General features: G+C 72.9%; 16 protein-coding genes. 7 read left to right on the top strand and 9 right to left on the bottom strand.

All coding sequences use genetic code 11. The features are described from left to right. Positions 1–69: 69 nt before the first annotated feature. A complete protein-coding gene (locus AB0K05_RS04705; protein ID WP_364226649.1) occupies positions 70–1,536 on the top strand; it encodes a PucR family transcriptional regulator in 1,467 nt (488 codons plus the stop codon). Here the strand turns inward: AB0K05_RS04705 and AB0K05_RS04700 are convergent. Genes AB0K05_RS04700 through AB0K05_RS04665 form a run of 8 tightly spaced genes read right to left on the bottom strand, consistent with a single transcriptional unit; the run spans position 1,533 to position 11,581 of the window. Then, positions 1,533–4,226 carry an alpha-mannosidase gene (locus AB0K05_RS04700; RefSeq protein WP_364226646.1) on the bottom strand — a complete coding sequence of 898 codons (2,694 nt, stop codon included), beginning with the start codon at positions 4,224–4,226 and terminating at the stop codon, positions 1,533–1,535. The genes AB0K05_RS04705 and AB0K05_RS04700 overlap by 4 nt on opposite strands. Continuing rightward, positions 4,223–5,302, bottom strand: a complete 1,080-nt coding sequence (locus AB0K05_RS04695) for a Gfo/Idh/MocA family oxidoreductase (protein WP_148033747.1) — start codon at positions 5,300–5,302, stop codon at positions 4,223–4,225. The genes AB0K05_RS04700 and AB0K05_RS04695 overlap by 4 nt, the downstream gene beginning before the upstream one ends. A gap of 22 nt (positions 5,303–5,324) precedes the next feature. Continuing rightward, positions 5,325–6,218, bottom strand: coding sequence for a TIM barrel protein (locus AB0K05_RS04690; RefSeq protein ID WP_271274968.1), 894 nt, complete (start codon positions 6,216–6,218; stop codon positions 5,325–5,327). Beyond that, entirely contained in the window at positions 6,209–7,396 is a 1,188-nt protein-coding gene (locus AB0K05_RS04685) for a CehA/McbA family metallohydrolase (RefSeq protein WP_187281340.1), read from the bottom strand. Before AB0K05_RS04685 ends, AB0K05_RS04690 begins: the two co-directional genes overlap by 10 nt. Further along, positions 7,393–8,463, bottom strand: a complete 1,071-nt coding sequence (locus AB0K05_RS04680) for an ABC transporter ATP-binding protein (RefSeq protein ID WP_364226640.1) — start codon at positions 8,461–8,463, stop codon at positions 7,393–7,395. Before AB0K05_RS04680 ends, AB0K05_RS04685 begins: the two co-directional genes overlap by 4 nt. A gap of 1 nt (position 8,464) precedes the next feature. Further along, positions 8,465–9,283 carry a carbohydrate ABC transporter permease gene (locus AB0K05_RS04675; RefSeq protein WP_148033749.1) on the bottom strand — a complete coding sequence of 273 codons (819 nt, stop codon included), beginning with the start codon at positions 9,281–9,283 and terminating at the stop codon, positions 8,465–8,467. Further along, the gene (locus AB0K05_RS04670) at positions 9,280–10,212 is read right to left on the bottom strand and encodes a sugar ABC transporter permease (RefSeq protein WP_148033750.1); all 933 of its coding nucleotides are present in this window, start codon (positions 10,210–10,212) and stop codon (positions 9,280–9,282) included. The genes AB0K05_RS04675 and AB0K05_RS04670 overlap by 4 nt, the downstream gene beginning before the upstream one ends. After that, positions 10,187–11,581 (bottom strand): extracellular solute-binding protein, encoded by a 1,395-nt coding sequence (locus AB0K05_RS04665; RefSeq protein WP_261808787.1) that lies wholly within the window; start codon positions 11,579–11,581, stop codon positions 10,187–10,189. The genes AB0K05_RS04670 and AB0K05_RS04665 overlap by 26 nt, the downstream gene beginning before the upstream one ends. A 213-nt stretch (positions 11,582–11,794) precedes the next feature. On the opposite strand from AB0K05_RS04665, the gene iolC reads away from it, so the two are divergent. From iolC to AB0K05_RS04640, 5 genes are all read left to right on the top strand, one after another. Continuing rightward, positions 11,795–12,787, top strand: a complete 993-nt coding sequence (iolC, locus tag AB0K05_RS04660) for a 5-dehydro-2-deoxygluconokinase (RefSeq protein WP_364226635.1) — start codon at positions 11,795–11,797, stop codon at positions 12,785–12,787. Between the two features lie 11 nt (positions 12,788–12,798). After that, positions 12,799–13,689, top strand: coding sequence for a deoxyribose-phosphate aldolase (locus AB0K05_RS04655; protein ID WP_148034876.1), 891 nt, complete (start codon positions 12,799–12,801; stop codon positions 13,687–13,689). After that, positions 13,686–14,534 (top strand): 5-deoxy-glucuronate isomerase, encoded by an 849-nt coding sequence (gene iolB / locus AB0K05_RS04650; RefSeq protein WP_364226632.1) that lies wholly within the window; start codon positions 13,686–13,688, stop codon positions 14,532–14,534. The genes AB0K05_RS04655 and iolB overlap by 4 nt, the downstream gene beginning before the upstream one ends. After that, positions 14,531–16,402, top strand: a complete 1,872-nt coding sequence (gene iolD, locus AB0K05_RS04645; RefSeq protein ID WP_364226629.1) for a 3D-(3,5/4)-trihydroxycyclohexane-1,2-dione acylhydrolase (decyclizing) — start codon at positions 14,531–14,533, stop codon at positions 16,400–16,402. Before iolB ends, iolD begins: the two co-directional genes overlap by 4 nt. 68 nt (positions 16,403–16,470) lie before the next feature. Next, a complete protein-coding gene (locus AB0K05_RS04640) occupies positions 16,471–17,472 on the top strand; it encodes an AI-2E family transporter (RefSeq protein WP_364226626.1) in 1,002 nt (333 codons plus the stop codon). A 6-nt stretch (positions 17,473–17,478) separates the two neighbouring features. On the opposite strand, the gene AB0K05_RS04635 is transcribed toward AB0K05_RS04640, so the two are convergent. Then, positions 17,479–18,531 (bottom strand): VOC family protein, encoded by a 1,053-nt coding sequence (locus AB0K05_RS04635; RefSeq protein ID WP_364226623.1) that lies wholly within the window; start codon positions 18,529–18,531, stop codon positions 17,479–17,481. A 79-nt stretch (positions 18,532–18,610) separates the two neighbouring features. On the opposite strand from AB0K05_RS04635, the gene AB0K05_RS04630 reads away from it, so the two are divergent. Beyond that, complete coding sequence (locus AB0K05_RS04630) at positions 18,611–19,189, top strand: TetR family transcriptional regulator (protein WP_271274959.1); 579 nt, start codon at positions 18,611–18,613, stop codon at positions 19,187–19,189. Positions 19,190–19,203: the final 14 nt, after the last annotated feature.

The following is a 19,203-nucleotide window of genomic DNA, read 5'->3' as shown; positions in this document are numbered from 1 at the left end:
GGGCACAGTCAATGTCACGCTTCTGACCTGCGGCAATTGGCCGCGTCACGAAGTCCTACAGTAGGTGTTGTGGCGGACCACAAGGTGACGGTGCTCGACCTGTTGCGCTCCCCCGCCCTGCAGCTGCGGCTGCTCGCGGGCGAGGCGGGGCTCGGCCGGTCGGTGTCGTGGGCGCACGTGAGCGAGTTGGCCGACCCGACGCCGTGGCTGCTCGGCGCCGAGGTGATCATGACGACCGGCATCGGCGTGCCCCGTTCCGCCGCCGATCAGCGGGCATACCTGGAGCGGCTGGACGACGCGGGCGTGTCGGCGCTGGCCCTGTCGGCGCAGCTGCACGTGCCGCCGCTGCACCGGGCGTTCTTCGAGGCTGCGGAGCGGCGCGGCATGCCGGTGCTGGAGGTGCCGCTGGCGGTGCCGTTCATCGCCGTCGCCCAGGAGGTGGCGGCGGCGGTGCAGGAGGACGCCCGCCACCGGCTGGGCGCGCAGCTCCAGGTGTTCGGGGCGCTGCGCTGGCTGGCGTCCGAGGATCTCGACACGGCGACGCTGTTCAAGCGGCTGGAGCGGCTCTCCGGCTACCAGGTGTTCCTGTGCACGCCGCAGGGGCGTCCGCTGCTGCCCGGCGTGCCGGTGCCGCCGTCGCTGGACGTGCTGCCTTCGGAGCCGGAGGCGCCGCCGACCGTCCCCGGCGGTTTCGTGCTGCCGGTGCCGGCTCCCGGCGGGCCCGCGGGGTTCCTGGTGGCGTTCGAGCGCGAGGGCGCCCGGCCGGCCGGGCTGGCCGTGGTCCAGCACATCGCCACCGTGGCCGCGCTCCAGGTGGCCATGGCCAGGCACGAACGGGAGACGCTGCGCCGCGAGGGCGCCGAGACGCTGTCGGAGCTGCTGCAGGACCTGCTCGACCCGGCCACCGCGCGCCGCCGCCTGGCCCGGCTGGGGCTGCCCACCGACACCGACGCGGTGCTCGTCGTGGTGCGCGGCGCCGATGACGTCGGCCTGCGGCGGGCGCTGGCCGACCACCCGCACCTCATGCTGCGGCGGGGCGACGACCTGTACGTGCTCGGCCCGCCCTCACTGGCCGGGCCGGTCACCGGCCTGCCGGCCGTCAGGGCGGGCATGAGCCGGCCGTTCCCGCCCGGCGCCTCCACCAGGGTGGCTCGGCGCGAGGCCGAGTGGGCGGCCACCCGGGCGGCCGAGTCCGGGCAGCCGCTGGTCGTCTACGGCAGGGACCCGACCGGGCGCTGGCTGCCGGACGACGCCGCCACCCTTGCAGCCCTGGTGGACCACGTCCTGGGCGAGGTGATCGCGTACGACGCCGCGCACGGCTCACACCTCCTGGCCACGGTCCGCACCTGGATGGAGCACGACCGCCGGGCCGAGGACACGGCGGCGCTCCTGCACATCCACCCCAACACGCTGGCGTACCGGCTGCGCCGCTTCGCGTCGCTGACGGGGCGCGACCTCACCTCGACGACCGCCTTCACCGAGGTCTGGCTGGCCCTCCAGGCCGCCGGCCAGCTCGGCCTGACCGACCGGTCCTAGGACAGTTGCACGGTGGCGATCTCCCAGGCGCCCAGCGGAAGGCGGAGCGTGCCGTCCGTGACCTCCAGCTCGTCATCCGGGCGGCCGCGCAGGTCGGCGCGGCGGGCGCGGGTGAAGTCACCCGTGACCAGAGCCTCCGCGGGGTCGTCCGACAGGGCCACCACGCGGAGCTCCTTCCACTCCTCACGGGCCCGCAGCGAGGTCATGACCACGCCGTCGCCCGTGACCGACAGCCCCGCGGCGGGGGCGGGCAGCGGCAGGGACGGGTCGCCCGATCCGGCCACGGTCAGCAGGTCGTGCCTGAACACCTCGGCCGCGCCGGGCACCGCCGACCACGTCCCGCTGTAGGGCATGAGCGCGAGGCTCACCGACCGCAGCCCCCGCGACTGCGCCGCCGGGGTCGGCAGCTGGGGGCCCGCGGGCTCGGGCCGGAGCGCGTGCCGGTTGCGTGACAGGTAGCCGACGGAGCGCAGCAGCGTGAGCGCCAGCTCCCCGCCGTCCTCCACCAGTTCGTACTCGGTGACGTGCTCCAGCAGCGCCGCCACTCCCCCGGCGGCCACCCACGAGGAGGCCGGGTAGGTGGGCAGCGGCTCCTCGCCGCAGCCGGCCTCGGCTCTGAGGCCGCGGGTGACGACCGCGAACTGGCCTTCCGCGTGCGACTCGGCGGCCCGCTCGGGCAGCGGCACGTGCAGTCGCACCCGGTGGTCGGCGCACCGGTTGTCGAAGTCGACGCTGAGCCGGACGAACGGCTCGCCCGCGCGCAGCTCGACGCGGGTGCGGACGGCGATCTCCTCGGTCGCCTCGGTGCGGGACCGCGCGGGGATCTCCGGCGTGCCCTCGATCCCGTCGCCGGCGGCGGGCCACCGGTAGGTGCGCCACACGTCGTACGCGGCCACGAGCGGACCGGCGCACACCATCTCCACGTGCACCGACTCCGGCTCGAAGACGAACCGGTCCTCGGCCGGCGGCGCGTAGTTGTAGCTGTCGCCCACGTCGCCGCCGTCGACGATGCGCCCGGCGCCGCTGAGCGTGACGCCGCCGGCGCCGGTCAGGGTCAGGGTGCCGTCGCGGTCCACCTCGACGCGGAGCAGCCCGTTGTCGAGCACCCGCTCGTCGGCCCCGACCGGCAGGGTCGACGCGGGCAGGTCGCTGGCGTGGCCGCCGCCGCGCTGCGGCCGCACGCTCGTGTGGCCCAGGGGCGGCGCCTCGACGAGCGCGGCCACGGTGCGGCGCGGCTCGGCGAGGATGCGTACCCGGGTGATCCCGGCGAGCGCGCCGCGCACCTGGCCGACGTCGAACGGCAGCCGCGACTCGCGGGCGACGGTGAACGTCAGCACGCCGTCCTCGGCGGACCAGCCGGTGATCTGCTGCCCGTACAGCTCGGTGCCGTGGACGAAGGTGAGCGCCGTGACGGGGTCCATCTCCTCGTCGAGCAGCAGCGTCGGCGCGTACTCCAGCGGCTGGATCGGCACCCTGGCGCCGGCCGGGTCGACGACCGGGTCCTCGCCCGCCAGGTCGAGCAGCACCACGCCGCGCCGGGCGGCGGGCGTGGGGTTGACGACGAGCATGCCGCCGGACGGCACGGACGCGGACAGCCGGGCGGTGACCATGTCGCGCACGGCCTGGCCGAGGTGCTCGGCCTCGGCGATGCGGGCGGCCACCTGCTGGGCGGTCTCGTCGACGCCGCAGCCGGTCACCGAGTCGTGGCCGCTGGCGTCGACCAGCCGCCACCAGGCCATGTCGAGGAACCGGCCGGGCCACTCCGCGCCCCAGAGCGCGGCCAGCGGCTCGGCGTACCGTTCGACCATCCGCTCGGCGCGGCCCATGGCCTGCTTCACGTGCGCCCGCACGGAGATGACGCCGGGCAGGATGTTGGCCCGCGCGTGCGAGCGCAGCTCACCCGCCACCCGGGGCAGCCCCTCCACGTCGGCCGGGTGCGCGGTGACGTAGCCGGACAGGGTGTCCATGCGGGCGCCGAGCCCGGCCACCATCTGGGGCAGGCCGCGCACCGGGGCCGAATGGTCGGTGCCGTACATGGCCAGCAGCGGCCCGTCGGGCCCGTGCCAGCGGCGCATGGTCCCGACGAAGGCGGCGCCGCGCTCGACGAGCCGATCGGGGTCCTCGAACAGGTGGGCGCCGTTGCCGTAGCCGCCCGCGGGCAGGTACTGGGTGCGGATCGCGGTGCCGTCGGGGGCGACCCAGGCGAACGCGTCGGTGGTCACCGACGACGGCACGCCCCGGTACACGCAGGCGTAGGGAAGCCCGGCCCGCCTCAGGATCTGCGGCATCTGCGCGGTGTGGCCGAACATGTCGGGCAGGTAGCCGACCGGCATGGCGCCGCCGAGCTTGTCGGCCCTGGCCATGCCCAGCTCCAGGTTGCGCACGATGTTCTCGCCCGAGCAGAGGAACTCGTCGAGCAGGATCTGCCACGGCCCGACCGCGAGCCGGCCGGACTCGACCAGGGCGGCCACCCGGTCGCGGTTCTCCGGCCGCACCTCCAGGTAGTCGTCCACGCAGGCGAGCTGCCCGTCGAGGGTGAAGTGGTAGCCGGGCTCGCGCTCCATGGTGTCGAGCACCTCGTCCATCAGCGCGACCAGCCGGAGCCGGAAACGCTGGAACGGCTCGTACCACTCCCGGTCCCAGTGGGTGTGCGGGACGACGACGATCTCCCCGGCGAACTCTGCGGTCACGCTGCTTCCCCTCCGATCGGCAGGTCATGCTGTACGGCGTAGCGGGCCGCGATGCGCTGGGCGGTGACGATGTCCTCCAGCGCGCCGGCCCGGTCGGTGAGCGGCGGCGTGCCGTCGGTGACGAAGGCGTGGAAGGCGGCCAGCTGGACCTCGAACGCCTCGGTCACCTCGCGCCACTCGGCGCGGCTCTCGCCGCCGGACACCACGGTGAGAACGGTGGGCGCGTTCATCAGGTAGGGCGACGGGAAGACCAGCTCCAGCGAGCCGGCGTCGTGGTGGATGACCACGGTCTCCCGGTACGCGGGATAGTCCTCCAGGTAGTGCCACCGGATGGAGAACCGCCCGGCGGCCGGGAGCCGCCCGGAGATCTCCACGGACCCCGGCGCGTCCCCCCACGTCTCGACGTGCCCGATCTCCGCGGGCGAGCCGGTGAAGCCGCGCAGCAGCGACAGGTCGTGGCAGACGGACCCGAGCGCGATCGCGTACAGGTCGCGGACCGGCGCGGGCGCCTCCTCGCCGAGCGCCCGCGACACGAGCGCCTCCTCGCGGGCGCGCAGCGTGGCGAGCAGGTCGGCGGGCACGTCGCGGGCCTGGGTGAGGTTGGCGAAGGCGAGCTGCGACTCCCCGCTGGGGTGCAGCACGGTCACCTCGACGGACCGGATGGCGTCCGGCCCGCCCAGCTCGGCCAGCAGCTTCCCGGCCCGGCGCACGGCCGGGTCGTACTGCTTCATGTAGCCGACCATGAGCCGGCCCTCCGGCAGCTCGGCCACCTCGGCGCGGGTCAGCGCCAGCGGCTTCTCGCAGAGCACCGCGTGACCCGCCGCGAGCGCCCGCCGCACGGTGTCGCCGTGGGAGCCGGAGGCGAGCACGAGCACGGCCTCGAAGCCGCCCGCCTCCAGCATCGCGTCGAGAGAGGTGTACCGGCCGGGCGCGCCCAGCCGGTCACCGGCGGCGTCGGCGAGCGTCCGCGACAGGTCGCAGACGGCCGTCACCTCGAACAGGTCGCGACGGCGCGACAGCAGCGGCGCGTACACCGCCTGCGTGACGGCGCCGCACCCGACAAGGGCGATCTTCAAGACTGGATCCTCCAGCGTGACGTCAAAGTCCGAGTTCCCGTAGCTTCTCGCGGTTGGCGGCTTGATCGGTGATGTTCTGGGCAACTGACCGCCTGCCGGGCAGGGTGTCCTGCTCGATGATCACCCAGCCGGTGTAACCGGTCTCCTCCAGCGCCCGCACCACGCCGGGCAGGTCCAGCTCGCCCTCGCCGAGCGGGGCGAAGCCGCCCCGGCCCATCAGCTCGCGCAGGTCCACGCCGTCGGCCAGGGCGCGGGCCAGGATCGCCCGGTCACCGTCCTTGACGTGCACGTGGCCGATCCGGCCCGACCAGTCGCGCAGCGCGGTCACCGGGTCTCCCCCGGCCAGCAGCAGGTGGCCGGTGTCGAGGCAGAGCTGCACGTCGGTCAGCTCCAGCAGCCGCTCCACGTCCTCGGGGGTCTCGACGTAGGTGCCGAGGTGGTGGTGGAAGGCGGGCTCGAAGCCGGCGTCGCGGCAGCGCCGGACCGCCTCCTGGACGCGGGAGGCGTATCCGGCCCACTCCCCCGGCTCCAGCCCTGGAGCGTTCCCGCCGGGGCGGGCGAAGCGCGCGGGCGAGCCGGAGCAGCCGAGCGTCGGCCGGGGCCTGAGATGGTCCGGGGCGGGCGGGGCGGCGGCGAACACCTCCAGGGTGGCGTCCAGGGCGTCCAGCCCCTTGCCGAACTCGCCGGCGTCGCCGTAGCGCAGGTCGGCCCAGCCGCCGGCGAGCAGCAGCCCGCCCAGCCGCTCGGCCAGGTCGTCCTTGGTGCCGAGATAGCCGATGGGGCCGAGGTCGATGCCCTCGTAGCCGGCGCCGGCGATGGCCGAGACCATCTCGGCGGAGGTCAGGGGCGGCGGCGCGTCGCTCAGCTCGAACACGCCGAAGCTCACGGGGGCGTTGGCGACACTGATCAGGCGCATAGCGCCATCACCTCGTTCTCGTAGGTTTCCAGGCGGTGCCGTCCTTCCGCGGCGGGCAGCAGCACCCTGTCGCCGCGGATGACCAGGCGCTCGCCGCCGGGGCGTACCAGGATGAGGCCGTCGGCGTCCAGGGCGAGCAGCTCGTCGCCCAGGCGCAGCAGCAGGGGGGCGTCGGGCCCCGCGGATATGGCGGTGCGGCCCTCGGCGACGGCGGCGAACACCGCGCCGGTGTCCTCGGCGAGCACCCAGGTGGTGGGCGAGCCGGGCAGGCCGTCTGCCCCGGGCCGGTGGAAGTCGCTGGCGCCGATCGCCACCAGGTCGGGATGCCAGGCGTCGGCCCAGGCCAGGGGGGCGCCCCAGCGCCGGTCCCACCAGCCGGAGTGCCAGACCTCGGCGATCCTGGGCCGCCGGGTGAGCGGCTGCAGCCAGGCGCAGTCGCCGCCGAGCGGGTGGTTGATGGAGATGAGCCCGCCCGCGCGCTCGGCGTGCGCCACCCAGGAGTCGGCCGGATCGCGGAAGTCGACCCAGCCGACGTCGCCGAACACGTTGGCGTGCCCGCGGTCGGTGGTGACCTCCTGGCCGGGCAGCAGCGCGATGCCCCGGTCGGTCTTGGCCAGCCCGGGGTGGTGGCTGACCGTGTTGTGGTCGGTGACGGCCAGGAAGTCCAGGCCGCGCCCGTGGGCCAGCTCGGCCAGCTCGGCGATGGTGAGCTGGCCGTCGCTGTGGACGGTGTGGGCGTGGAAGTCGCCGGCGAACCAGCGCAGGCCGTCGAGGTCGGGGACGTCGCGCCGCGGCGGCCGCTCGCCGTGCGCCGGCTCGGCCTCCTCCTCCGGCGGCGGGGGCGTGGTCTCGGTACGGATCTCCAGCGTGTAGTCGAGACCCTGCGGCGGGATCCGGTGCAGGCGCAGCCACACCTGCCACTCGCCGGTCTCGGGCTCGCCGGGCAGGTAGCCGGGCGTGGCCCAGCCTGGCGTGATCGTGTACTCGTCGCGGGCCCCGCCGGACCAGCCGCGGAAGCCGCCCGGCCCGGCGCAGCCCAGGTCGAGCACGCCCTGGGAACGGTCGTACGACAGCCGGACGGTGACGGCGGCGGTGCCCGCCGGCACCTCGAACGGCACCTCGCGCAGGATGCGCTCCAGCCGGTCGTCCAGGCTCCAGCGGCCCCTGATGACGGTCATGCGGCCACCAGCTCACCGTCGCGGTAGACCAGCGCGCGGTCGCTCCTGGGCACCACGGCGCCCTGCTCGCCCAGCGCGGGCTCCTCACCCTCGGCCACCACGCCCTGCACCGTGACGCCGCCGACGTCCAGGGTCACCAGGTGGGACGCGCCGAGGTTCTCCAGGATGACCACGCTGCCGCTCAGGCCGCCCTCGACGGTTCCGGCCTGGTAGGTCATGTATTCAGGGCGCACGCCGTACACGAGCTTCTCCCCGTCGACCACGAGTCCTTCCGCCGAGGCGGGGACGGGCACCTTGCACCCGGCCACCTCAAGGGTGTCACCCCGGGCGACGGCGTCCAGCAGGTTCATCGGAGTCGAGCCGATGAATCCGGCGACGAAGGTGTTGGCGGGCCGCTGGAACACCTCGGAAGGAGTGCCGATCTGGCGGATGAGCCCCGCCTCCATGATCGCCATCCGGTCGGCCATGGCCAGCGCCTCGGCCTGGTCGTGGGTGACGAACACGGTGGTGACGCCCAGCTCACGCTGGAGCTTCTTGAGGAACGTGCGGGCCTCCAGGCGGAGCCTGGCGTCCAGGTTGGACAGCGGCTCGTCGAACAGGAACGCCTGCGCCTGCGTGGCCATCACCCGCGCCAGCGCGACGCGCTGCTGCTGGCCGCCGGAGAGCTGGCCGGGCCGCCGGTCCATCAGCTTCTCCAGGCCCAGCCGGGCGGCCACCTCCTCCGCCTTGGCCCGGCGCTCGGCCTTGGCGACCTTCTTGATCCGCAGCGGGTAGGCGATGTTGTCGGTGACGTCCATGTGCGGGAACAGCGCGTAGTCCTGGAAGACCATGGCGACGTCGCGGCCGCCCGGCTGCACCCTGGTCACGTCGCGGCCGCCGATGACGACCGCGCCGCCGGTCGCGGTCTCCAGACCGGCGATGGTACGCAGCAGCGTCGTCTTCCCGCAGCCCGAGGGGCCGAGCAGGGCGAAGAACTCGCCGTCGGGGATGGTCAGGTCCAGCGAGTCGAGCGCCTTCACTCCACCGGGATAGACCTTGGTCAGGCCCCGAAGTTCGATTGCGGCCATTTCAGCGCTTGATCCCTCCGTGGAAGCGGAAGCCGTACTTCTTGCTGACGAACAGGTACATGAGCACCACGGGGACCGAGTAGAGCAGGCCGAACGTGGACAGCACCTTGAGGTTGGCCTGGCCGCCCTCGGTGTAGAGGGTGTACATGATCACCGCGGCGGGCTGCTTCTCGACGTCGCTGAGCAGCAGGTACGGCATGAGGAAGTTGCCCCACACGTTCGCGATCGTCCACACGGCGATCGTGGCCAGGCCGGGCCGGACGACGGGGACGACCACGTGGCGGACGATCTGCAGCGGCGAGGCGCCGAAGACCCGCGCGGACTCCTCGTACGACTTCGGCGTGGTGTCCATGAAGTCCTTGATCATGAAGATCGCGGCGGGCAGCAGGCCCCCGGTCATGATCAGGATCAGGCCCGTGTGCGAGTCGATCAGGCCGAGCTCGATGGCGAGCTGGAACAGCGGCACCATCGCGGCCGTGCCGGTGATGATCGACGAGAGCAGCAGCAGCGCGTAGAGCAGCGCGTCGCGGCCCGGCAGCCGCACCCGGCTGAGCGCGTAGGCGGCCAGCGCCGACATCACCACCACCAGGACCGCCGTGCCGATGGCCAGGATCAGCGAGTTGACCAGCGAGCCGAGCGCGTACGGGTGATCCAGGATGATCTGGAAGTTCTCCCAGGTGAAGTCCGGCACCCGGACCTCGTACGTGGGGTTCGAGGTGAACGGCGCCGAGGCGAGCCACAGGAGGGGGATCGTGAAGAAGGCCAGCAGTAACGCGACCAGCGTGTAGAAGCCGATCCGGCCGGCGACGAACCGCGTCATCCCTTCCTCCTGAGCAGCCGCAGGTAGAAGATCGCCACGACCAGGTTGATCAGCAGGATGATCGTGGAGATCGCGGCGCCGTAGCCCAGGTCACCGGCCTGGAGCGCGGTCTTGTAGACGTACACGGCCAGGATCTCCGTCTTGTTCTCCGGGCCGCCCGCGGTGAGCAGGAAGGGCCCGAAGTCGTTGAACGTCCACAGGCTGATCAGCAGCAGGTTGGTCAGGATGTGCCCGCGGATGTGCGGGAAGACCACGTCACGCAACTGCTGCCAGCCGGACGCCCCGGCCAGCCTGGCGCTCTCCAGGTGGGAGGGCGGCACGTTCCCGAGCGCGGCGCCGTAGAGCATCATCGAGAACGCGGTGCCGCGCCAGGTGTTGAAGAGGATGATCGACAGCATCGGATAGTCGAGCAGCCAGGCGAAGCCCGGGATGCCGAGCAGCGCGTTGAGCGTGCCGCTGTCGCGGTCGAGCAGCGCCACCCACAGGAACGCCACGACCGCGCTCGGCAGGATCCAGGCCAGGATGACCACGCCCTCGACGACGCTCTTCAGCGTGCCGCGGCGGTTGCGCATCAGCCAGGCGAGGGTGAAGCCGAGCACCACCTGCCCGATGACGGCCGACCCCAGCACGAACTGGAAGGTCAGCACGGTGGAGTTCCAGAACCCCGGGTCCGACAGCGCCTTGAGGTAGTTGTCCAGGCCGACGAACTGCGGCTCGGCCGCGGCGATCCCGGTCAGCCGGTAGTTCATCAGCCCCAGGTAGATGACCCAGAGCGCCGGGAAGACCAGGAAGACCGCGATGAGCGCCAGGGCGGGCGCCACGAAGGCCCCCGCCCGCAGCCTGCCCAGGCCCGCGGCGTCGGAGCTGTAGCCGCGGGCGGGCGACTCGTCGAGGGCCTTCGTGTCAGGAGGCGACGTTTGCTGCGCCACCGACGATTCCTTCGAGCTTCTTCTGGTAGTCGGCGGCCGCCTGGTCGGCGGCCGTGCCGCCGGCGACCGCGGCCGTGGCCTCCTGGAGCGCGACCGACACCTGCGGGTAGACGGCCACCGGCGGCCGGTAGGCCGTCAGCGGGAGCACCTCGTCGGAGATGTAGGTCAGCAGCGGCTCGCCGGCCAGGATCTCCTTGTTGACGTCGGTGCGCGGGGTGATGCGCACGTTGCCGTCCTTGGTCTCCTCCTTCAGCGCGTCCGCCGACAGCGTGAAGGCCAGCAGCTCGAAGGCTTCCTTCGGGTGCTTGCTGTTCGGGTTGAGCGTCCGCAGCGCGCCGCCGGACATGCTCACGAAGTCCTGGCCGCGGATGCCCTTGCCGGGCTCGATCGCCGGGATCTTGGCGTAGCCGACGACCTCCTCGCGGTCGGCCATCGGGGCGACGCCGGTCTTGGGGTTGACCACGCCGCGCCAGAAGTAGTCGCCCTCCAGGAGGATGCCGACCTTGCCCTCGGCGAACTGCTGGAACGACTTGTCGCGGCCCTTGGCCTCCTGCTGGAGCTTCGGGTCACCGAGGCCGCTGCCGCCGTAGACCTTCTGGTAGAGGCCGAGCACGTCCTTCAGCGGCTGCGCCGCGCCGGTCCACTTGCCGTCCACCTGCACCTCGCCGCCGGCGCCCGCCAGCAGCGGGAGCACGCCCTGCATCGTGGTGGCCTCGCCCATGGCGGTGCCGGCGTTGATCTGGATCGGCACCGGGACGCCGGACGACTTGAGCTTCTCGCCCGCGTCGAGGACCTCCTGCCAGCTCACCGGCTGCCAGTCGGCGGGCAGCCCGGCCTTCTGGAAGAGCGTCTTGTTGAAGTAGAGCACGCGGCCGTCGGTGCCGACGGGCAGGGCGTACTTCTTGCCGTTGTAGGTGGCCAGGCCCTGGACGGCCTCCGGGATCTGCTGCCAGCCCTCCCAGCTCTCGGCCTCCGGCCCGGCGACCTCCGCCAGCGGCTTGATGTAGCCCGCCTCGGCGAACTCCCCGGCCCAGATGCCGTCGATGTCGATCACGTCGGCGCCCTTGCCTGACTTGAGGTCGAGGGAGAGCTTGGTCTTGTACTGCTCGTCGTCGACGCCGCTGGGAACGAACTTGACCGTGACGTCCTTGCCCTTGGCCTTCTGGGCCTCCTCGAACTTGGGGATCACCCAGTTGGCCATGTGGTCGGCCGCCGCCGCGTTCTTGCCTCCGGCGATGGCGTTCTGGGCGATCGTCAACTCGATGGCGCCGCCTTCGCCGCCATCACCGGACGACTGGCCGCACGCGGCCAGTCCCAGCGCGGACGCGGCGAGCACCGCGACCACACCCATCGACCTGTTCCGCACCATTCTGCAAACCCTCCGACACGTCCATAAGGGAGGAAGTCAGGGCCAATATGTCATGACATGTATATGACGTAAAAGTCCTGGCTGATTCCGGGGAGCGTGCCCACGGGGCCCTTCGGAATACGGCACGGGGCACAGTTGAGAAACATAGCGGACATCCGTATGTCATGACAATATGCCATAGTGTCTGCCGGAAGCTCCAGCTCTGGAGGTGCGTTGTTCGACCTGATCACGATGGGACGCTGCGGCGTCGACATCTATCCGCTGCAGACCGGCGTGAGCTTGGTTCACGTCGAGTCCTTCGGCAAGTTCCTCGGCGGCAGCCCGACGAACGTCGCGGTCGCCGCGGCGCGTCACGGCCTGCGCCCCGCCGTGGTGACCGCCGTGGGCGCCGACCCCTTCGGGGAGTGGGTACGGCAGGCGATCCGCGGATTCGGTGTCGACGACGTCTTCGTGGGGACGGTCGAGGGGCCGCCCACGCCGGTCACGTTCTGCGAGATCTTCCCGCCCGACCACTTCCCGATCTACTTCTACCGGGGCGAGCATCCGCCTGACCTGCGGATCACCCCCGAGTCGCTCGACCTGGACGCGATCCGCCGGACGCCGGTCTTCTGGTTCACCGGGACCGGGCTGAGCCAGGAGCCCAGCCGCTCGGCGCACGCCGCCGCGCTGGCGGCCCGGACGGCGCCGTCGGGGTGGACCGTGTTCGACCTGGACTACCGCCCGATGCTGTGGGAGTCGCGCGAGGCGGCCGAGCGCGAATACCGGCGCGCGCTCCCGCACGCGAACGTGGCCGTGGGCAACCTCGACGAGGTCGAGATCGCCGTCGGCACCCGCGACCCGGAGGCGGCGGCGCAGGCGCTGCTCGACGCCGGGATGGAGGTGGCGATCGTGAAGATGGGCCCCGACGGGGTGCTGGCCCGCAGCGGGAAAGAGCACGTGGTGGCCGAGCCGGTCCGGGTCGAGGTGGTCAACGGACTGGGCGCGGGCGACGCCTTCGGCGGCGCGGTCTGCCTCGGGCTGGTGCGCGGCTGGTCGCTGGAGCGTACGGTGCGCTTCGCCAACGCGGCGGGCGCCCACGTGGCGGCGCGGCTGGCCTGCGCGGAGGCCATGCCGACCACCGGTGAGGTGCTGGCCCTGCTGGAGGGCCGGCCCGCGACCACCGCCGGAGAGGCCGCTACCGACCCGCGGAGCGAGGTGCGTCCTTGAGCGACGTCACGCTGCCCAGGACCACGCGGTACGAGGAGCTCACCCACATCCGCGCCACCAGGCCCGGGGCGATCGCGCAGGCCGCGGCCCGCCGTCAGCGGCGTGAGTTGCCGGGCGAGGGCGGGCGGCTGCTGATCGTCGCGGCCGACCACCCGGCGCGCGGCGCGCTGGCCGTGCGCGACCGGCCGCTGGCCATGGCCAGCCGGACCGACCTGCTCGACCGGCTGCGGGTGGCGCTGGCCCGGCCCGGCGTCGACGGCATCCTGGCCTCCCCCGACGTGCTGGAGGACCTGCTGCTGCTCGGCGCGCTGGAGGGCAAGCTGGCCTTCGGCTCGATGAACAGGGGCGGTCTGCAGGGCTCGGTGTTCGAGCTGGACGACCGGTTCACCGGCTACGACGCCGCCGCCATCGACGAGATGCGGCTCGACGGCGGCAAGATGCTGTGCCGCATCGACCCGTCCGACCCCGCCAGCGTCACCACCCTGGAGTCGTGCGCCCGCGCCGTCACCGATCTGGCCAGGAGGCGGCTCGTGGCGATGGTGGAGCCGTTCTGGACGACGCGCACCGAGACCGGGGCGGTCCGCAACGACCTGTCCCCCGACGCGGTGATCCGCGCCATCAGCGTGGCCCAGGCGCTCGGCGTCACCTCCGCCTACACCTGGCTGAAGATCCCGGCGGTGGCCGAGATGGAGCGGGTCATGGCCGCCACCACGCTGCCGGCGCTGCTGCTCGGCGGCGACCCGCCGGACGCCGCCGCCGCCTTCGCCGACTGGGGGCGCGCGCTGCGCCTGCCCGGCGTGCGGGGGCTCGTCGTCGGCCGCGCCCTGCTCTACCCTCCGGACGATGACGTCGCCACCGCCGTGGACGGCGCCGCCGCACTGGTTCGAGAGGCTGGATCATGACATTTCTTCCGTACGGCAAGGCCGCGAACGGGCCGTGGGCCGTGGAGGTCACGCCGTCGCTGGCCGGTTGGGACTATTCGGGCCTGCGGGTGGTGGACCTGGCCGGGGCTCCCGTGTCGTTCGACACCGGCGAGGAGGAGATGATTGTCCTGCCGCTGTCGGGCTCCTGCACGGTGACGGTCGGGGCGGACGGCTCGCGGGTCTTCGAGCTGGCCGGGCGGCCTTCGGTGTTCGCCGGGCCCTCCGATTTCGCCTATATCCCGATTTCTGAGCATGTGACGCTGACCGGTACGGGCCGGATCGCATTGCCGTCCGCGCGTGCCACCCGCCGCCTGGAGCCGCGCCACGTGCCCGCCTCGGCGGTGCCGGTGGAGCTGCGCGGCGCCGGCCAGGCCAGCCGCCAGGTGAACAACTTCGCCGCGCCCGGCGTCCTCGCCTGCGACAAGCTGGTCGCCGTCGAGGTGCTCACCCCCGGCGGCAACTGGTCGTCCTACCCGCCGCACAAGCACGACACGGCGAACCCCGGCGAGGCCGTGCTGGAGGAGATCTACTACTTCGAGGTGGCCGATCAGGGGCTCGGCTACCAGCGCGTCTACTCCTCCGAGCGGGGGCAGATCGACACCCTGGCCGAGGTGGGCTCCGGCGACGTGGTGCTGGTGCCGTACGGCTACCACGGCCCGTCCATGGCCGCGCCCGGCTACGACCTCTACTACCTGAACGTGCTGGCCGGTCCCGCCGGTGAGCGGTCCATGGCGTTCTGCGACGACCCCCGCCACGCCTGGATCCGCGCCACCTGGGACGGCCAGGACATCGACCCCCGGCTGCCCTTCGGGAGGACCTCGTGAATCTGCCGGTGACATTGACCGTGGCCCAGGCGGTGGTGCGCTTCCTCGCCGCCCAGCACACCGAGCGCGACGGCGTCGAGCACCGGATGTTCGGCGGCGTCTTCGGCATCTTCGGTCACGGCAACGTGGCCGGCATCGGCCAGGCGCTGGCCACCTCCGGCCCCGGCCTGCCCTACTATCTGAGCCGCAACGAGCAGGCCATGGTGCACACCGCCGCCGCGTACGCGCGGGCCGCCAACCGGCTGTCGACGCTGGCCTGCACCACCTCGATCGGCCCCGGCGCGACCAACATGGTCACCGGCGCGGCCGCCGCGACCATCAACCGGCTGCCCGTGCTGCTGCTGCCCGGCGACATCTTCGCCACCCGGGTGGCGAGCCCGGTGCTGCAGGAGCTGGAGGACGCGCGCTCCTACGACGTCTCCGTCAACGACTGCTTCAAGCCGGTCTCCCGCTTCTGGGACCGGGTCAACCGGCCCGAGCAGCTCCCGGCGGCGCTGCTGGCGGCCATGCGGGTGCTCGCCGACCCGGCCGAGACGGGCGCGGTGACGCTGTCGCTGCCGCAGGACGTGCAGGCCGAGGCCGCCGACTGGCCGGAGGAGCTGTTCGCCCGGCGCGTCTGGCACATCCCCAGGCCGCGCCCCGAACGGTCCGCGCTGGCCAGGGCCGCCGAGCTGGTCAAGGCCGCGTCCCGGCCGCTGATCGTGGCCGGCGGCGGCGTGATCTACAGCGAGGCCACCGGCGAGCTGCGGGCCTTCGCCGAGACGTTCGGCGTCCCGGTCGCCGAGACCCAGGCGGGCAAGGGCGCGCTGCCGCACGGCCACCCGATGGCGATGGGCGCGATCGGCGCGACCGGCACCACGGCCGCCAACGCGCTGGCCCGCGAGGCCGACCTGATCATCGGCGTCGGCACCCGCTACAGCGACTTCACCACGGCCTCCCACTCGCTGTTCGCGCCGGAGGCCCGGTTCGTGAACCTGAACATCACCGGCTTCGACGCCGCCAAGATGTCCGGGCTGCAACTCGTCGCCGACGCCCGCGAAGGGCTCGCGGACCTGGCGGCGGCGTGCTCGGGCTGGGCCACCGGCGAGGACTACCAGTCTCGCGCCGCCGGCCTGTCGCGGGCCTGGGACTCCGCCGTCGACGCGGCGTACGCGCTCGACGGCGACCCGCTGCCGCAGCCCGCCATCATCGGCGCGGTGAACGCGGCGGCGGGCGACGACGGCGTGGTCATCTGCGCTGCCGGGTCCATGCCCGGCGACCTGCACAAGCTCTGGCGGCCCAGCGGGCCGGGAAGCTACCACGTCGAGTACGGCTACTCGTGCATGGGCTACGAGATCGCCGGCGGGCTCGGGGTCAAGCTGGCCGCCCCGGAGCGCGAGGTCTTCGTCATGGTCGGCGACGGCTCGTACCTGATGATGGCCCAGGAGCTGGTCACGGCCGTCGCGGAGGGCGTCAAGCTGACCGTGGTGCTGGTCGACAACTCCGGCTTCGCCTCCATCGGCCGCCTCTCGGAGAGCGTCGGCGCCGAACGGCTCGGCACCGCGTACCGCTACCGGGGCGAGGGCCGCTACGACGGCGGGCCGCTCCCGGTCGACCTCGCGGCGAACGCGGCCAGCCTGGGCGCGACCGTGCTGCGCCCAAGCTCCCTGGCCGAGCTGCGCAAGGCGCTCGACACGGCCCGCGCGTCCCGCGGCGTGACCGTCGTGTACGTGCGCGCCGACCCGGCGATCGACAGCCCGTCGTCCGAGGCCTGGTGGGACGTCCCGGTCGCGGAGGTCTCCAGCACCGGCACGGGCCGCGAGGCCAGGACCGCGTACGAGACCGCGAAGCGCGACCAGCACCGCCGGCTGACCCCGCCAGCGGGCTGACCAGCAGGGTTGCCGCAGCCGCCCCGAGGGAAGGCCACTGTCCGGGCCTGATCTCGGGGGAGGCGACGATGGACCCTTGGCGCGCACTGGGCTGGGTGGGCATCGCCGCCGTGGTGCTCTACTGCCTGACCCACGTGGGCACGGTGGTCCTGTCGATCATCGTGGGACTGTTCGTCGCCGCGCTGCTGGCGCCGCCCGCGCGCTGGCTGATGCGGCGCGGCCTGGGCAGGTCGCTCGCCACCGTGATCACGTTCGTGGGCGGCCTGCTGCTGGCGGGAGGGCTGTTCGCGCTGCTGGTGCCGACCACCGTCAGCGGCCTGGCAGAGCTGCGCGCCAGCGTGGGCACGGTCCTGGAGCAGTTGCACGCGCTGGCCGCCAACTTCGGCCTGGACTTCGGGGACCTCGTCGCCCAGGGCAGGCGGTGGGTGGAGCAGCGCCAGCAGCAGATCACCACCGGCGCGGTGGCCGGGGTGCGCACCGCGACCGAGATCATCGTGGGGGCCGTGCTGGCGGTCATCCTGGGCATCTACTTCGTGCACGGCGGCGACCGGCTGTTCCACTGGCTGACCGGCCTGTTCCCGGCCGGGGCCAGGCAGCGGCTGCGCGAGGCCGGGCCGGTGGCGTTCGGCGTCATCGGCCGTTACATCCGCGGGGTCGCCATCGTGGGGGCGGTGGACGCGCTCTTCATCGGGACCGCGCTGTGGATACTCGGGGTGCCGATCGCGGTGCCGCTGGCGGTGCTGACCTGGGTGGGCGCGTTCCTGCCGATCGTCGGGGCGTTCACGGCCGGTCTGCTGGCGGCGGTGGTGGCGTTCGTGGCCAAGGGCTGGCTGATCGCGCTCATCGTGGTCGGGGTCACGGTGCTGGTGCAGCAGATCGAGGGGCACGTGCTGGCGCCCCAGATCTACGGCAAGGCGCTGGACCTGCCGGGGGCGGTGATCCTCATCGCGATCGCGGTCGGCAGCCTGCTCTTCGGCATCGCCGGCGCCTTCCTGGCCTCACCGGTGGTCTCGGTGATCGTGGCCCTCCTGAACCGTGAGGATTTCAGCGAGGGCCGCGCCCGGGTCTGACCGTCGTCAGCCGTCCTGACGGAAGACGACCGCGACGCCCAGCGCGGCGTCGGCGGGCACGAACACCTCCCCGGGCCCGCTCCTGACCACGGGAACGCCGTTGCCACGCAGAAGCCTTTCGGTGGCGTCGAGGTCGCGCACGGACACCGCGTAGGCGACGAACCCGGGCAGCCCGGCCGGCCGCTCGCCCGGCAGCAGCCCATCCAGCGCCGACGCCCCCACAACCGTCACACCCGCCCGACGGAACCGCACCACCAGGCCACCCACCGCTCGGCCGAGGTCATCACACGCCCCGCCGAGGTCACCCACCGGCCCGAGGTCGCCGCGCGTCCCGCCGTGGGCACCCGCCGTTTGCCTGAAGTCACCCCAGGGCCGGCCGAAGTAGGTGCTGTAGCGGTGTGTCAGGTCGGGGAGGGCCTGGTCGTCGACGCACAGGACGCATCCGATCAGCCCGGTCGCGCCGTTGGGGTGGGCGGGATGCCGGTCGGGAACGGCGACCGGCGCGTTCTGGGCGAAGCCGATGCGCCCCTCCGGCACGCGGCCCGGCAGGCCGGGGGCGGAGATCTCGACGTAGCGCGCGGGCTCCATCGTGATCCCCGCGGGGGTCTCGACGGGACGCTGGACGGCGTGGACTCCGCCGTGACCGACGCCGGCGGCGGTCAACCGCGCCGCGAGGCCGTCGATGTCGGAGGTGTCCGCGATCACGATGTGGACGCCCTGGAACCGGTCGAGGAAGGTCACGACGTTAGCGGCGGTGGCGCGGACGGCGGCCGCCAGTCCCGCCAGTTTGTCGTCGGGCACCCGCAGCGGGATCGGCCGGGCCGCTCCCGGCATCCGGCCGGCGTCGACGAGGGCCACGAGCTCGATGAAGTCACCGGGGAAGTACACGTGCGCGTTGGCCACGCCGACCGGCTCGGCCGCACCGCCGGACAGACCCTGGAGGACGGGGTAGGCGGGCGTCCCCACGGCGAAACCGAGCTGCCGGTATCTCTCCGTCGCCTCACCCAGGTCCCGCACGATGTGGCCGACGTGGTGCAGGCCGTTGATGTCATCACCCATGGCGTCTCCCGGACGAATATGAAAGTAAACTCTCAGTTGAGAGTAAACCATCATTTGCACGTACGGTAAGATTTTTCGCATGGCTGACGGCGGGCTGCGCGAGCGCAAGAAGGCGAAGACCCGGGAGGCGATCCTGCGAGAGGCGTTCCGGCTCTTCCGCGAGCGCGGCTACCACGCCACCACCGTCGAGCAGATCGCCGAGGCGGCCGAGATCTCCCCCGCCACCTTCTTCCGCTACTTCCCGTCGAAGGAGGACCTGGTCACGCTCGACCGGTTCCCGCCGCTCGTCGAGGCGCTGGCGGTCCAGCCGCCCGGCCAGCCGGTCCCCGTGCTGCGCGGCGCGTTCCGCGCGGCGTTCGCCGCCCTGTCCGAAGAGGAGATCGCCGCCGGTCACGCCCGGGAGGTGTTCGCGGCCACCGTGCCCGAACTGGTGGTGGCCAACCTGCGCAGGAGCCCGGGGCTGATCCGCGAGGTCTGCGCGGCCGTGGCCGACCGGGCCGGCCGCGCCGCCGACGACCCCGGGGTCCGCAACGCCGTCGGCGCCGTCTTCGGGGTGGTGGCGATGGTGTGGACGCAGTGGGCGCACACCCCCGCCATGGACGGTCCCCAAGAGATCGACAGGGCGCTGGCCCACCTGGAGTCTGGGCTGCGCCTGTGAACGCCGGCGACACC

The organism is Nonomuraea sp. NPDC049486, assembly GCF_040676925.1.
Classification (GTDB): domain Bacteria; phylum Actinomycetota; class Actinomycetes; order Streptosporangiales; family Streptosporangiaceae; genus Nonomuraea; species Nonomuraea ferruginea.
The sequence above is the reverse complement of the archived record's forward strand: the minus strand, read 5'-3'. Positions and strand labels throughout refer to the sequence as shown.

What these genes read in the sequence shown, in the direction of transcription:
- AB0K05_RS04690 (WP_271274968.1), bottom strand. Translation starts at nt 6,218, where the DNA reads ATGCGCCTGATCAGTGTCGCCAACGCCCCCGTGAGCTTCGGCGTGTTC.
- AB0K05_RS04685 (WP_187281340.1), bottom strand. Translation starts at nt 7,396, where the DNA reads ATGACCGTCATCAGGGGCCGCTGGAGCCTGGACGACCGGCTGGAGCGC.
- AB0K05_RS04680 (WP_364226640.1), bottom strand. Translation starts at nt 8,463, where the DNA reads ATGGCCGCAATCGAACTTCGGGGCCTGACCAAGGTCTATCCCGGTGGA.
- AB0K05_RS04675 (WP_148033749.1), bottom strand. Translation starts at nt 9,283, where the DNA reads ATGACGCGGTTCGTCGCCGGCCGGATCGGCTTCTACACGCTGGTCGCG.
- AB0K05_RS04665 (WP_261808787.1), bottom strand. Translation starts at nt 11,581, where the DNA reads ATGGTGCGGAACAGGTCGATGGGTGTGGTCGCGGTGCTCGCCGCGTCC.
- iolB (WP_364226632.1), top strand. Translation starts at nt 13,686, where the DNA reads ATGACATTTCTTCCGTACGGCAAGGCCGCGAACGGGCCGTGGGCCGTG.
- AB0K05_RS04640 (WP_364226626.1), top strand. Translation starts at nt 16,471, where the DNA reads ATGGACCCTTGGCGCGCACTGGGCTGGGTGGGCATCGCCGCCGTGGTG.
- AB0K05_RS04635 (WP_364226623.1), bottom strand. Translation starts at nt 18,531, where the DNA reads ATGGGTGATGACATCAACGGCCTGCACCACGTCGGCCACATCGTGCGG.
- AB0K05_RS04630 (WP_271274959.1), top strand. Translation starts at nt 18,611, where the DNA reads ATGGCTGACGGCGGGCTGCGCGAGCGCAAGAAGGCGAAGACCCGGGAG.